At 69.0% G+C, this 13098-nt stretch carries 13 protein-coding genes; 9 read left to right on the top strand and 4 right to left on the bottom strand.

The window, feature by feature from the left end:
• Window positions 1-15: 15 nt before the first annotated feature.
• Window positions 16-678, bottom strand: a complete 663-nt coding sequence (tlpA, locus tag G539_RS0110550) for a thiol:disulfide interchange protein TlpA (RefSeq protein ID WP_029075173.1) — start codon at window positions 676-678, stop codon at window positions 16-18.
• Window positions 679-705: 27 nt separating this feature from the next.
• On the opposite strand from tlpA, the gene argH reads away from it, so the two are divergent.
• The 4 genes from argH to G539_RS0110530 all read left to right on the top strand — a co-directional run bounded on the left by argH (window position 706) and on the right by G539_RS0110530 (window position 6559).
• Complete coding sequence (gene argH, locus G539_RS0110545; protein WP_029075172.1) at window positions 706-2100, top strand: argininosuccinate lyase; 1395 nt, start codon at window positions 706-708, stop codon at window positions 2098-2100.
• Between the two features lie 85 nt (window positions 2101-2185).
• Window positions 2186-2383, top strand: coding sequence for an LPS translocon maturation chaperone LptM (lptM, locus tag G539_RS26185; RefSeq protein WP_029075171.1), 198 nt, complete (start codon window positions 2186-2188; stop codon window positions 2381-2383).
• Between the two features lie 171 nt (window positions 2384-2554).
• A complete protein-coding gene (gene lysA, locus G539_RS0110535; protein ID WP_029075170.1) occupies window positions 2555-3829 on the top strand; it encodes a diaminopimelate decarboxylase in 1275 nt (424 codons plus the stop codon).
• A gap of 195 nt (window positions 3830-4024) precedes the next feature.
• Window positions 4025-6559: a TIGR02302 family protein gene (locus tag G539_RS0110530; protein ID WP_051231281.1), complete on the top strand. Its 2535-nt coding sequence runs from the start codon at window positions 4025-4027 to the stop codon at window positions 6557-6559.
• Window positions 6560-6655: 96 nt separating this feature from the next.
• Here the strand turns inward: G539_RS0110530 and G539_RS0110525 are convergent, their stop codons facing one another.
• Together G539_RS0110525 and hpt are read right to left on the bottom strand one after the other, a co-directional pair.
• Window positions 6656-7045, bottom strand: coding sequence for a response regulator (locus G539_RS0110525; protein ID WP_029075168.1), 390 nt, complete (start codon window positions 7043-7045; stop codon window positions 6656-6658).
• A 126-nt stretch (window positions 7046-7171) separates the two neighbouring features.
• Entirely contained in the window at window positions 7172-7711 is a 540-nt protein-coding gene (hpt, locus tag G539_RS0110520) for a hypoxanthine phosphoribosyltransferase (RefSeq protein ID WP_029075167.1), read from the bottom strand.
• A gap of 317 nt (window positions 7712-8028) precedes the next feature.
• Here hpt and ftsE point away from each other — a divergent pair, with 317 nt between their 5' ends.
• The 4 genes from ftsE (at window position 8029) to G539_RS0110500 (ending at window position 11350) form a co-directional block, all read left to right on the top strand.
• On the top strand, window positions 8029-8688 hold the full coding sequence (gene ftsE / locus G539_RS0110515; RefSeq protein WP_029075166.1) for a cell division ATP-binding protein FtsE: 660 nt from the start codon (window positions 8029-8031) through the stop codon (window positions 8686-8688).
• Window positions 8681-9664, top strand: a complete 984-nt coding sequence (locus G539_RS0110510; protein ID WP_029075165.1) for a cell division protein FtsX — start codon at window positions 8681-8683, stop codon at window positions 9662-9664. The genes ftsE and G539_RS0110510 overlap by 8 nt, the downstream gene beginning before the upstream one ends.
• Before the next feature lie 95 nt (window positions 9665-9759).
• Window positions 9760-10524, top strand: coding sequence for a YdcF family protein (locus G539_RS24385; RefSeq protein WP_051231280.1), 765 nt, complete (start codon window positions 9760-9762; stop codon window positions 10522-10524).
• Between the two features lie 34 nt (window positions 10525-10558).
• Entirely contained in the window at window positions 10559-11350 is a 792-nt protein-coding gene (locus G539_RS0110500; RefSeq protein ID WP_029075164.1) for a lysophospholipid acyltransferase family protein, read from the top strand.
• A 26-nt stretch (window positions 11351-11376) separates the two neighbouring features.
• Here G539_RS0110500 and G539_RS0110495 read toward each other — a convergent pair whose 3' ends face one another.
• A complete protein-coding gene (locus G539_RS0110495; protein ID WP_156911929.1) occupies window positions 11377-11910 on the bottom strand; it encodes a gamma-glutamylcyclotransferase in 534 nt (177 codons plus the stop codon).
• Window positions 11911-11979: 69 nt separating this feature from the next.
• On the opposite strand from G539_RS0110495, the gene G539_RS0110490 reads away from it, so the two are divergent.
• The gene (locus G539_RS0110490; protein ID WP_029075162.1) at window positions 11980-13059 is read left to right on the top strand and encodes a DUF2125 domain-containing protein; all 1080 of its coding nucleotides are present in this window, start codon (window positions 11980-11982) and stop codon (window positions 13057-13059) included.
• The last annotated feature ends 39 nt before the right edge of the window (window positions 13060-13098 follow it).

Genomic DNA, 13098 nt, shown 5'->3' with positions numbered 1-13098 from the left:
AGCTGCCCCGCCGCCTCAGGCGTCGCCGAGCGCGGCCTTGACCAGCGCCTTGGCGTCCTCGGAATCCCACTCCGCCGGGCCCGACATGACGCCGAGCGCGCAGCCCTTGCCGTCGATCAGCACGGTGGTCGGCAGGCCGACCGCCATGCCCTTGCCCTTCAGGCCCGAGAAGATGCCGGTCGTCGGATCGCCATAGAAGGCGAGCGACTTGACACCGATCTCGTCGAGGAATGCCTTCGGCTTGGCCGGATCCTGGGTATCGATCGAGACGGCGACGACCGAGAAGTCCTTGCCCTCATGCGCCGCGTCCAGGCGGTCGAGCGCCGGCATCTCCTGCCGGCACGGCGCGCACCAGGTCGCCCAGAGGTTCAGGAGCACGGTCTTGCCGGCGAAATCGGCGATCGAGACCTTGTCGCCGGCGGCGTTCTGGAACGACAGCTCGCTCAGGCGCGCCGGCTCGGTGGCGACACGGAACGCGGCGACATCGCCCTTGGCGAACGGCGCCAGCAGACCGGCCGCCTCGACCGCCGGGGCGCAGTCGACGCCGGCCGCGTCAACGATGGCGTTGCCATTGCGGGTCTCCGTCACGTATACCGCCGCGACTCCCGTCGCGATGCCAGCGATCGCGGCAAGGCCGATTACCGTCCAGCGCCGCGATTGACCGCGCGTCTCGTTCATTCCGTCCTGCCTCCAAAGAGAGGGTACATGAGCAATTCGATGTGGGGCGGCCGCTTCTCCGAAGGCCCGGCCGCCATCATGGAAGAGATCAACGCGTCGATCGGTTTCGACCAGAAGCTCTACCGTCAGGACATTGCCGGCTCGAAGGCCCATGCCGCCATGCTCGCCCGTCAGGGCATCATCGGCGCGGACGATGCCGAAAAGATCACGGCAGGTCTAGACGCCATCCTGCGTGAAATCGAAGCGGGCGAGTTCAAGTTCTCGCGCGCCCTCGAGGACATCCACCTCAACATCGAATCGCGCCTGAAGGAGCTGATCGGCGACGCCGCCGGCCGCCTGCACACGGCCCGCTCGCGCAACGACCAGGTGGCGACCGACTTCAAGCTGTGGGTCCGCGACACGATCGACGCGATGGACGCGGCGCTGCGCGACCTGCAAGTGGCGCTCGCCGACAAGGCCTTCGCCCATGCCGGCCAGGTGATGCCGGGCTTCACGCATCTGCAGAGCGCCCAGCCGGTGACCTTCGGCCACCACATGCTGGCCTATGTCGAGATGATCGGCCGCGACCGCGGCCGCTTCCAGGACGCCCGCAAGCGGCTGAACGAGAATCCGCTCGGCGCCGCGGCGCTGGCCGGCACCTCGTTCCCGATCGACCGCTTCCAGACGGCCGCCGCGCTCGGCTTCGACCGCCCGACGGCCAACTCGCTCGACAGCGTTTCCGACCGCGACTTCGTCATCGAGGCGCTGGCGGCGGCCAGCCTCTGCGCCATCCACCTCTCCCGCTTCGCCGAGGAGATCGTGATCTGGTCGTCGGCGCAGTTCCGCTTCATCAAGCTTTCCGACAAGTTCACCACCGGCTCGTCGATCATGCCGCAGAAGCGCAATCCGGACGCGGCCGAGCTGGTGCGCGCCAAGACGGGCCGCATCATCGGCGCCCAGACGGCGCTGCAGATCGTCATGAAGGGTCTGCCGCTCGCCTACCAGAAGGACATGCAGGAGGACAAGGAACAGGCCTTCGACGCGTTCGAGAGCCTGGAACTGGCGATCGCCGCCACCACCGGCATGGTGCTCGACATGGAGCCGGAAGCCGCCAACCTGAAGAAGGCCGCAGGCTCCGGCTTCGCCACCGCGACCGATCTCGCCGACTGGCTGGTGCGCGCGCTCAACATGCCGTTCCGCGAGGCGCATCACGTCACCGGCCGCATCGTCGCCATCGCCTCGGAGCGCGGCGTCGACCTGACCAAGGTGACGCTCGCCGAGATGCAGTCCGTGCACCCCGCCATCACCGACGCCGTCTATTCGGTGCTCACCGTCGACAAGTCGGTCCGCAGCCGCACTTCCTATGGCGGCACCTCGCCGAAGAACGTGCGGTCGCAGGCGAAGCGTTGGCAGCGCCAGCTGGCGCGCGAGATGAAGGCCTGACGTCGCCCTGCGGCCAAATTTGGCAATGACGCGGCGGCGCGATCGGATAAGATGCGCCGCCGAATGCCCCTCAGGAGAAGCCGCCTTGGCCCTTGCTGCCCGAATCCTTCTTTTGACCGCCGCCCTGGCGCTCGCCGGTTGCGGCGTGAAGGGCCCGCCGGAGCCGCCGCCGGGCGGCCCGCAGGCGCTCTCCGCCGAACAGGCCGGCCCGGACGGCAAGAAGCCGGACGTCTCGAAGCCGGCGAAGCCCGATCGCTCGCTCTTCATCGACAAGCTGCTTTAGGCTGGAAAGCCCGGCAGCCATACTGACATTGCAAGCCACCATTTGATTTCCGTCATTCCCGCGAAAGCGGGAATCCATGCAGCCGAGGCCTGGGGAGATGTCTCCGGCCAAGATCCCGGCTGCATGGATCCCGGGTCGGGCCCGGGATGACGACCGAGGTATGATCCTGCCATGAACCATTTCGAATATCGCGACGGCGCGCTCTACGCCGAGGACGTGGCGATCGCCGACATCGCGGACGCCGTGGGCACGCCGTTCTACTGCTACTCGAGCGCGACGCTGACCCGCCATTTCCGCGTCTTTCGCGAGGCCATGGCCGGGCTCGACACGCTCGTCTGCTACGCCATGAAGGCGAATTCGAACCAGGCCGTGCTGAAGACGCTGGTCGCCGAGGGCGCCGGCATGGACGTCGTCTCCGAGGGCGAGCTGCGTCGCGCGCTCGCCGCCGGCTGCCCGCCGGAAAAGATCGTCTTCTCCGGCGTCGCCAAGACGGCGCGCGAGATCGCGCTGGCGCTCGACATCGGCATCCTCTGCTTCAACGTCGAATCCGAGCCGGAACTGATGCGGATCTCCGAGATCGCGACGGCGCGCGGCAAGACGGCGACCATCTCGCTGCGCATCAATCCGGATGTCGACGCCAAGACCCACGCCAAGATCACCACCGGCAAGGCCGAGAACAAGTTCGGCATCCCCTATGAGCGCGCCCGCGAGGTCTACGCGCATGCGGCGACGCTGCCCGGGATCAAGGTCTCCGGCGTCGACATGCATATCGGCAGCCAGATCACCGACATGGAGCCGTTCGACGCCGCCTATGGCCTGCTCGCCGACCTCGTGCGCGACCTGCGCGCCGACGGCCACGAGATCGAGCATGTCGATGCGGGCGGCGGCCTCGGCATCCCCTACCACCTCGAAGGCGCCATCCCCCCGGATCCGGCCGCCTATGCGGCAATCGTGCGCAAGCGCCTCGGCAATCTCGGCGCCAGGATCCTGTTCGAGCCGGGCCGGCTGATCGTCGGCAATGCCGGCATCCTGGTTTCCGAGGTCGTCTATGTGAAGGAAGGCGCCGCCAAGACTTTCGTCATCGTCGACGCCGGCATGAACGACCTGATCCGCCCGACCCTCTACGAGGCGCATCACGACATCCAGCCGGTCAAGCTGCCGGCGCCGGGCACCCGCGAGATCTTCGCCGACGTCGTCGGAGGCGTCTGCGAGACGGGCGACTATCTGGCGCTCGACCGCACCATGGCGGCCGTCGAGCCGGGCGACCGGATCGCCGTGATGACGGCCGGCGCCTATGGCGCGGTGCAGGGCTCCAGCTACAACACCCGGCCGCTCGCCGCCGAAGTGCTCGTCAACGGCAGCGAATTCGCCGTCGTCCGCCCGCGCCAGACCTATGACGACCTGATCGGCATGGACCGCCTGCCGCCCTGGCTCGCCGGCGACTAGCCGCCGGTAGGCCTGTCGCGTCTGGTGGCCCTCCTTCGCCGCGACCCCGCCGCAGTTGCCCGGCAAGACTGGAACGCGGCAGGGCTGCCAATCAGCCAGACTTGACCGGCGGGACTTGCCTGCGGGCTCGCCGTGCCCCAGCTCTCTTGCTACAGTCGTCTGGGCGGCGGGCGTGATGGACGAGACGGAGCGACGATGACCGAGCCCGCGGGCGGCACGGACAGAAGCACGGCAGAGCCCCGACGGGATCTGCCCAGCGCGATCGAGCAGGCCGCCGCTGAGCGGATCGCCCGCGCGACCGATCGTGCGCGGCTGGTGCTGCTCTGGGAAGCCGTCTGGCCGCGCCTTGTTCCCCTGCTCTGCCTCGCCGGCCTCTTCCTCGTCATCTCCTGGCTCGGCCTCTGGCCGCGCCTCGCCGAACCGGTGCGCTACGGCGTGCTCGGCCTGTTCGGCCTCGCCTATGTCTGGCTGCTGCTGCGGCTGGCGCGGCTGCCGATGCCGACCGACGACGAGGCGCTCGCCCGCGTCGCCGCGGCGAGCGCGATGCCGCACCGGCCGGCCGCCGCCTTCGGCGATCGCCTTTCCCAGCCGACCGACGATCCGCTGACCCGTTCGCTCTGGCAGGCGCACCGGCTGCGTCTGCTGGAGAAGCTCGACCGGCTCGCCACCGGCTTCCCGGCGCCCGGCATGACCCGGCACGACCCCTACGCGCTGCGCTTCCTGGTTCCGCTGCTCCTCGTCGTCTCGTTCCTGATGGCCGGCCCCGACCGGCTCGACCGAATCCTCGATGCAATCCGGCCCGGCACGGCCGTCGCGGAAGCGCCGCCGCGCATCGACGCCTGGGTCACGCCGCCGGCCTATACCGGCCGCCCGCCGATCTTCCTGACCGGCGACGGCAGCCGTACGGGCAACCTGAACCCGGCGGCCCCGATCGGCGTTCCCGAAGGCTCCGTCGTCACGCTGCGCATGCCGATCCAGCCGGACCTCGCGGCGGAGGCGGTCGCGTCAACCGGCCAATCGATCGCCTTCGACGCGGCGGCGCCCGAGCCGCGCCGCCCCGGCGAAGGGGCGCCGCCCGACGAACGCAAGCTGACCCTCGCCGGCGACAGCGCGCTCCGCATCGCCCGCGACGGCACGCCCCTGTTCGCCTGGACCTTCACGGTCCAGCCCGACACGCCGCCGACCATCGCCCTGAGCCGCGATCCGAGCGCGACCAACAGCGGCGCGCTCTCCCTCGCCTACACGCTCGCCGACGACTATGGCGTCGTGGCCGCCCGCGGCGCGATCGAGCCGGTCGGCGACGCGACCGAGGGCAGCCGCCCGCTGGTCGCCGCGCCCGAGCTGCCGCTCAACCTGCCGCGCCTGCGGATGCGCGACGGCTCCGGCGAGACGATTCGCGACCTCTCCGCCCATCCCTGGGCGGGCGGCATGGTCAGGATGCGGCTCACGGCCGAGGACGAGGCCGGACAGAAGGGCGAGAGCGCGCCGGTCGAGTTCATGCTGCCGCAGCGCCCCTTCAGCAATCCGCTCGCCCGCGCCGTCGTCGAGCAGCGCCGCGTGCTGGCGCTCGACGCCAACCAGGCCGCCACCGTCGCCATGGCGCTCGACGCGCTGACGCTCGATCCCGACAAGTTCCAGCAGAACGGCGCCTATCTGGCGCTGCGGGCGGCCTATCACCGCCTGACCGGCGCCCGCAGCGACGCCGACCTGCTCGAGACGGTCGACTTCCTCTGGCAGATCGCGCTCGGCATCGAGGACGGCGACCTGTCGCTGGCAGCGCAGGATCTGCGCGCCGCCCAGGAAGCGCTGCGCAAGGCGATCGCGGAGAACGCCTCCGACGCCGAGCTCGAAAAGGCGATGCGCGACCTTCGCGAGGCAATGGACCGCTATCTGGAGGCCCTCGCCCGAGACGCCGAGCGCAATCCGCAGGCGAACCAGCAACCGATGGATCCGAACACGCAGGTGCTGCGGCAGGAAGATCTGCAGAAGATGATGGACCAGATCGAGAACCTGGCGAAGACGGGTTCGCGCGACGCCGCGCAGCAGATGCTGAGCCAGTTGCAGCAGATGATGGAGAATCTCGAGGCGAGCCGCGCCCAGCAGGGCCAGAGCCAGAACAGCGAGATGAACCAGGCGCTCGACAAGCTGGGCGAGATGATCCGCCGCCAGCAGCAGCTGATGGACCAGACCTTCAAGATGGATCCGGACACGGACGGCAGCGGCGCCGAGGCGCAGCCCATGTCGCCGGAGGAACGGCAGAAGGCGCTGCAATCGCTGCGCCAGGGCCAGCAGGACCTGCAGAAGATGCTGCGGGAGTTGCAGCAGTCGATGCAGCAGCAGGGCATGCAGCCCGACGGCAAGCTCGGCCAGGCCGAGCGCTCCATGGGCGACGCCGCCGACCAACTCGGCGAAGGCGCCCCCGGCCAGGCGGTCGGCCCGCAGGGCCAGGCGCTGCAGGCGCTGCGCGACGGCGCCCGCAACCTGGCCGACCAGATGGCGCGGCAGAACGGTCCGGGCACGCGTCAGGGCGGCCCGATGTCCGGCCAGGATCCGCTCGGGCGCCAGCAGCAGGGCCGCGGCACCGATCTCGGCTCCTCGGTCAAGGTGCCGGACGCGATCGACACGCAGCGCGCCCGCGAGATCCTCGACATGATCCGCAAGCGGCTCGGCGACACGGCACGGCCGCTGATCGAGCGCGACTATCTGGAACGGCTTCTGGAAAAATACTGAGCGCCGGCGGGCGCGTGGCGCCGTCCATACAGGAACGATGCGCGACGCCGGCGGCTCGCGAGCGACGGCTGCGAAACGGCCGGCCGAATCGGCCGCCTACGCCACCTTCGCCCGCGGCATGTCGGCGTTCAGCGCGCATTTGACGACGTGGCGGATCTCGGCCAGCGAGAACGGCTTGTTGACGACGTCGTAGACGAGCTCCATCAGCCCGTCGGCGCGTTCGCGCTGGTCGGCGAAGCCGGTCATCAGCAGGATGGTCAGGTCGCGATATTGCGACGCCGCCGCATGGGTCAGCGCGATGCCGTCCATGATCGGCATCTTGATATCCGTCAGGAGCAGGTCGAATTCGCCCCTCTCCTGGATGAGGACGTCGAGCGCGTTCTCGCCGTCCTCCGCCGTCATCACCTCATGGCCGTCGAGCATGAGCGCCCGCGATACGAACATCCGCACCGCGTCGTCGTCTTCGGTCACCAGAATCCGCGCCATCAAATCCGTCCCGGAGCATGATCCCCCGGAACGGAAGGCGTCCCGGCCGGATCATCATTCAAACGATCAGACCGGGATCATCCTCGAAACGCCTAAACAGATCGTGACCTCGACGCGGGATCGTCGTTATTCCTCGACGACGCCGACGAAGGGCAGCTCACGGAAGGCATGCGCCACGTCCATGCCGTAGCCGACGACGAACAGGTCGGGGCAATCGAAGCCGACATGCTCGGCCGTGATCTCGGTCGCGCGCTTGCCGGGCTTGTCCAGCAGCACGGCGATGCCGACGCGGGCGGCGCCGCGCTCCAGCATCAGCTTGCGGGCGAAGTCGAGCGTGCGGCCGGATTCGAGGATGTCGTCGATCAGCAGCACGTCGCGGCCAGCGACCTCGCTCTCGATGTCCTTGACGACGCGGACCGAGCCCGAGGAGGCGGTGCCGGTGCCGTAGCTCGACAGCGAGATGAACTCGACCTCGGGCGCCATGCCGGCGCCGTGCAGGGCGCGGATCAGGTCGGCGGCGAAGACGAAGCTTCCCTTCAGGATCGAGATCACCAGCAGGTCGCGATAGCCGGAGCCGGCGATCTCGGCGGCGAGCTCGGCGTTGCGCGCGGCGATTTCGGGAATGTCGTAGAGGACCCGGATCGACCGGCCACGGACAACTGGCATCAATATCTTCCTTCGATGATCGGACCGTCGAGGGTCGCAGCAAGCCGCTGTCATAGTCGCCGCACGCCAAAATGTCACCGAAAAGCGGCGCGGCAGGCCGATTCCGCTGCGCGCCGATGCCGCTGCTTTGCCTTGATCGGATGTCATATGCTGCGCCGACTTCAGATCGCGAAACTATCGCTAACAGATCGTTAACGCTGATCCTGACATTCTGCGCGAATCGACCGCCGCCCCGGAGCGGTCGAAAGCGCGCCGCGAAGCACGGCAGTTCCGGCCGGGCGGACGAAAGCAAGAGAGCGGAAACAGGACAGAGCACGGTGATCCGCTTCGAAAATGTCGGCCTGCGATATGGTATGGGAGCCGAGGTGCTGCGCGACCTCTCCTTCCAGATTGCGCCGAAATCATTCCAGTTCCTCACCGGTCCGTCTGGCGCGGGAAAGTCGACGCTGCTGCGCCTGCTCTGCATGTCGCTGAAGCCGACGCGCGGCCTGATCACGGTGTTCGACCGCGACGTCGTCACCCTGCCCAAGGCCGAGTTGCCGGCGCTGCGCCGCCGCGTCGGCGTCGTCTTCCAGGATTTCCGGCTGCTCGACCACCTGACCACCTTCGAGAATGTCGCGCTGCCGCTGCGCGTGCTCGGCCGCGAGGAGGCGAGCTACCGCGCCGACGTCGTCGAGCTCCTGAAATGGGTCGGCCTCGGCGACCGCATGCAGGCTCTGCCGCCGATCCTCTCCGGCGGCGAGAAGCAGCGCGCCGCGATCGCCCGCGCCCTGATCGGCCAGCCCGAGATCCTGCTCGCCGACGAGCCCACCGGCAACGTCGACCCGCCGCTCGCCAAGCGGCTGCTGCGCCTGTTCGTCGAGCTGAACCGGCTCGGGACGTCGGTGGTGATCGCCACGCACGACATCGGGCTGATGAACCAGTTCGACGCGCGCCGTCTCGTGCTCCATGAAGGGCGGTTGTCGATCTATGACTGACCGCGCCGCCATGCCCGCCCGCCCCGGCCCGCTCGGCCGCATCCTCGGCCGCGTCCTTCCCGGGCGTCGGCGCAACGCGCCGGCGATGGCGCCGATCGTGCCGGCGCAATCGATCGCCGGGCGTTCGCTGATGATCGTCATCGCGATCATGAGCTTCCTGGCCTGCCTGACGCTCGGCGCCGTGACGCTGGTGCGCGACGCCTCGCTCGCCTGGCAGGATGACATCGTCCGCGAGATCACCATCCAGGTCCGGCCCGTCGACGGCGTCGATACCGTGGCGGAGGCGAAGAAGGCGACCGAGATCGCCGCCTCGATGCCAGGCGTCGCCAGCGCCCGCGCGCTGGAGGACTGGGAGAACGCCAAGCTGCTGGAGCCCTGGCTCGGCAGCGGCCTCGACATGGCCGACCTGCCGATCCCGCATCTGATCGTCGTCGAGCTCGCCGATCCCGACGCCGTCGACCTGATCGGGCTGACCGCCCGCCTCAACGGCGAGGTGAAGGGCGCCAGCCTCGACGATCACCGCAGCTGGACCGACCGGCTGAAGACCATGGCCAACGCCACCGTGATCATCGGCGTCTCGATCCTCGGCCTCGTCTTCGTCGCCACGGTGCTGTCGGTGATCTTCGCGACGCGCGGCGCGATGGCGTCGAACCGCGACATCGTCTCGGTGCTGCACTATGTCGGCGCGGAGGCGAGCTTCATCGCGCGCGAGTTCCAGCGCCACTTCCTGTTCCTCGGCCTGAAGGGCGGCCTGTTGGGCGCCTCGGGCGCCGCCGCGCTGTTCGCCATCCTCTCCTTCTTCCTCAGCCGCTCGATCGCCACGCCCGAAGGCGACCAGGTATCGGCGCTGTTCGGCCGCTTCGCCATCGGGCCGACGGGCTATCTCGGCGCGCTGGCCATCGCCCTCCTGATCGGCATCATGACCGCGATCACCTCGCGCCTGACCGTCTATCGCCATCTGGCCTCGATCGAATGAGGCCGTCGATGACCTTGCCGTCACCCTATGGAAGGCACGGCATGGCCGCCGAATCATGCCAAGCCTTGGCCGCAATCCACGGTCATCGTGTCGCAATGACTGACGCGGCCCGCACCGATTCGGATCTCGGCCGACGGAGTTTTGCCGGCGCGTCGTCGCATGACCGCGCGTCCGGCCAGTCGCATCGGCAGCCGGGACCCGGCCGCCGCCCCTTGGTGACCGTGCTGGTCCTGCTCGCCATCGTGGCGTCCCTCGTCGGTCTCGACTTCGCCCGCTTCGCGCAGCAGGTCGCCTCCCTGACGCCGCCGCACAACGTGACGGCCGACGGCATCGTGGCGCTCACGGGCGGCACCGCGCGCATCGACGGCGCGCTGGCGCTTCTGCGCGACAACCGGGCCGAAAAGCTGCTGATCTCCGGCGTCAATCCGGCCGTCGGCCGGCACGACATCGCCCGCGCCGTCGAAAAGACGCCCAACACGGTGCTCGACCGGCGCGTCGATCTCGGCCACATGGCGCGCGACACGATCGGCAATGCCGACGAGACCCGCGCCTGGGTCGAGAAGCAGGGCATCCACTCGCTGATCATCGTGACCAGCGACTATCACATGCCCCGCAGCATGGTGGAGCTGACCCGCGCCATGCCGGACGTGACGCTGATCCCCTATCCCGTCACCAACAAGCAGCTCGGTCTCGACCACTGGTGGCGACACACCGCATCTGTAAAGCTTCTCCTTCGCGAGTACGTGAAGTATACGCTCGCACGAGCGCGGTCTGCCTTCGGCACGCCGCGGGGGGAGAGCGCGACCGCGATGGCAGCGGACACGACGACCTCCGCGACGGACGTGGGTGTTCTGCGCTGACGCCGTTTCATCGACGCCGACGTAGAGCCGCCCCATGCTGATCCTTCGTTCCTTGCTCTTCCAGGTCGCGTTCTACCTGATCATGGCGATCATCCTCGCCGTGACGCTCCCGTTCTTCTTCTTCCTGCCGCACCGCGCCGCGATCGCCGTCGTGAAGTTCTGGACGGCCGCGTCGATGTGGGCGCTCCGGGTGTTCGCCGGCACGAAGATCGAGATCCGCGGCATCGAGAATCTGCCGAAGGGCGGCGGCCTGATCGCGCCCAAGCACCAGTCCGCCTTCGAGACGATGGCGCTGTTCCACCTGCTCGACGACCCCACCTATGTGATGAAGCGGCAGCTGATGTGGATCCCGCTGTTCGGCTGGTACACGTGGAAGGCCGGCATGATCCCGGTCGACCGCGCCGGCGGCTCCAAGGCGCTCCGCAAGCTCGCGGCCGATTCGAAGCAGGCCGTCGAGGAAGGCCGCCAGGTCATCCTGTTCCCCGAGGGCACGCGCCGCACGGCCGGTTCGCCGCCCGACTACAAGTTCGGCATCATCCACCTCTATCGCGAGCTCAAGGTGCCGGTGGTGCCGATCGCGATGAATTCCGGCCTCTACTGGCCGCGGCAGAGCTTCCTGCGCTTCCCCGGCACGATCGTCATCGACATTCTGGAGCCGATCCCGGCCGGTCTCGATTCGAAGACATTCCTGGCGACGCTGATCAACGTGCTGGAGCCGGCGACCGACAAGCTGCTGCTGGAGGCCGCCGAGAGCCCCAATCCGCCGCCGCTGCCGCCCGAGACCGTCTCGCGGCTCAACGTGCTGCGCGCGAGCGAATCGCTCTAGCGCGCCCTGGCGAAACGGCGACCGGATCAGGCAGGATCGGCGCCGAGCTGTTCCGCCAGCCAGGTCAGCTGCGGATCCTCGATGCCGAGGCCGGCGAGATGCGCGGCCGTGGCGAGCACATAGTCGCGGTTGCTGCCAGCCTGCCCGGCGCTGTCCCTGATTTGCGCCAGCACGGCCTCGCGCGACAATTCGCCGGCATATTGAGGATGCGACCGGTCAACGACGTAGGTCACCGCGCGGACATAGTCCCGGCCGGGGCGCTCCAGCCGGACCCGGCGCTCGACCTCGAGATAGGCATGCGTCACCAACTCGCGCTCGCGCAGATAGGCGAGCACCGTCTCGCGATCCGCCGCGGCGACGTGGAAGGCGATGCCGCGGCAGGATCCGCCGCGATCGAGGCCCAGCACGAGGCCCGGCCTTTCCGGCGTTCCACGGTAGATCTGCGACTCGACGCAGAAGGCGCGCCGCTCGCCTTCCAGGTGGGCCGGCACGGCTTCCTCGAACGCGAAGCCCGGTCGCCACATCAGCGAGCCATAGCCAAAGACCCAGAAATCAGACATGAGTGGCGTCCCCTCATCGGCAACGCACCCGCGTAACAGCCGCAGCGCGCCAATTCAACGGAGGAACGGATGAACGCACCCGCAGGGAAAGAAGCGCCCGGGCAGGCCCGTCCCCGTTCGACACGGCGACGTTTCCAGATCCTGCTCGTCGTCGTCATCGCTCTGGCGGCGCTCTGGACGGGCGGCTGGTTCGTCGCGAATCACCTCGCCAGCCAGAAGATCGCAGCCCTGAAGGCGGATTTCGTCGCCCGCGGCGGCGTCATCGGCTGCGACGCGGAGTCGCTCGGCGGCTTCCCGTTCAAGTTCACGATCGACTGCGCCCCCGCCTCGCTCGACTGGCCGGAGCGCGGCCTCTCGGCCCGCGTCGGCGGTCTCGAGGCGTTGGCGCTCATCTACAATCCCGGCCATGTCCTCGCGGCTGCCCAGGGCCCGCTCAGCCTCAAGGCCGCGGACGGGCTGGGGATCGAGGCCAACTGGTCGTCGCTGCAGTCGAGCCTCCGGCTCGGCACCTCGCGCCTGAAGCGCTTCTCGGCCGTCGCCGACGACCTCTCCAGCACCATCGCCGCCCCGGCTGGTCGGGTCTTGCCGAGCGCCGTCGGCGCCAAGCATGCGGAACTCCACCTGCTGCAGAACGGCGCCGACGCCACGGCGCTCGACCTTGCCGGCACGGTCGACAACCTGACCACGACGATCCCCGGCGCCCCGGCCCTGCCGCCACTGACGGCGCAGCTCTACGCGACGCTCCCGGGCGCGCTGCCGGAGCTGAATGACGGCCGGGTCGATCCGCTTCCGGCCTGGCTCGCGGCCGGCGGCCAGGTCAAGCTCGGGCGCCTCGGTATCGACATTGGCGGCTTCCTGGCGATGGCCAGCGGCGATCTCACTGTCGCGCCCAACGGCGTGATCTCGGGTCGCGTCGCCATCCGCGTCGACCAGCTCGACCGCCTGCCCGACCTGGCCGAGACGATCTACCCCGGCAGCCGCGACCGCGTCGCACAGATCCTCGGCCCGCTCTCCGCCTTCCTGAAGCCGGTCGAGGTCGACGGCAAGACCTGGCGCGAGACGACGCTGACGATCCGGAACGGCAAGGTCCAGGCCGGCTTCATCCCGCTCGGCCGGATCCCGCCCATCAAACTGCCGGCCACGCGCTGAGGCCCGCTGGCGCGGCGCTTGCTTGCTCTGTCCGTATTC

It is taken from the genome of Kaistia adipata DSM 17808 (assembly GCF_000423225.1).
GTDB classification, from domain to species: domain Bacteria; phylum Pseudomonadota; class Alphaproteobacteria; order Rhizobiales; family Kaistiaceae; genus Kaistia; species Kaistia adipata.
Note: the sequence above shows the minus strand (reverse complement) of the source record. Positions and strands in the feature narration are given on the sequence as shown.

Bases quoted from the DNA above. Each gene is read 5' to 3' on its own strand.
- tlpA (WP_029075173.1), bottom strand. From the start codon at position 678: ATGAACGAGACGCGCGGTCAATCGCGGCGCTGGACGGTAATCGGCCTT.
- argH (WP_029075172.1), top strand. From the start codon at position 706: ATGAGCAATTCGATGTGGGGCGGCCGCTTCTCCGAAGGCCCGGCCGCC.
- lysA (WP_029075170.1), top strand. From the start codon at position 2,555: ATGAACCATTTCGAATATCGCGACGGCGCGCTCTACGCCGAGGACGTG.
- G539_RS0110530 (WP_051231281.1), top strand. From the start codon at position 4,025: ATGACCGAGCCCGCGGGCGGCACGGACAGAAGCACGGCAGAGCCCCGA.
- G539_RS0110525 (WP_029075168.1), bottom strand. From the start codon at position 7,045: ATGGCGCGGATTCTGGTGACCGAAGACGACGACGCGGTGCGGATGTTC.
- hpt (WP_029075167.1), bottom strand. From the start codon at position 7,711: ATGCCAGTTGTCCGTGGCCGGTCGATCCGGGTCCTCTACGACATTCCC.
- G539_RS0110510 (WP_029075165.1), top strand. From the start codon at position 8,681: ATGACTGACCGCGCCGCCATGCCCGCCCGCCCCGGCCCGCTCGGCCGC.
- G539_RS24385 (WP_051231280.1), top strand. From the start codon at position 9,760: ATGACTGACGCGGCCCGCACCGATTCGGATCTCGGCCGACGGAGTTTT.
- G539_RS0110500 (WP_029075164.1), top strand. From the start codon at position 10,559: ATGCTGATCCTTCGTTCCTTGCTCTTCCAGGTCGCGTTCTACCTGATC.
- G539_RS0110495 (WP_156911929.1), bottom strand. From the start codon at position 11,910: ATGTCTGATTTCTGGGTCTTTGGCTATGGCTCGCTGATGTGGCGACCG.
- G539_RS0110490 (WP_029075162.1), top strand. From the start codon at position 11,980: ATGAACGCACCCGCAGGGAAAGAAGCGCCCGGGCAGGCCCGTCCCCGT.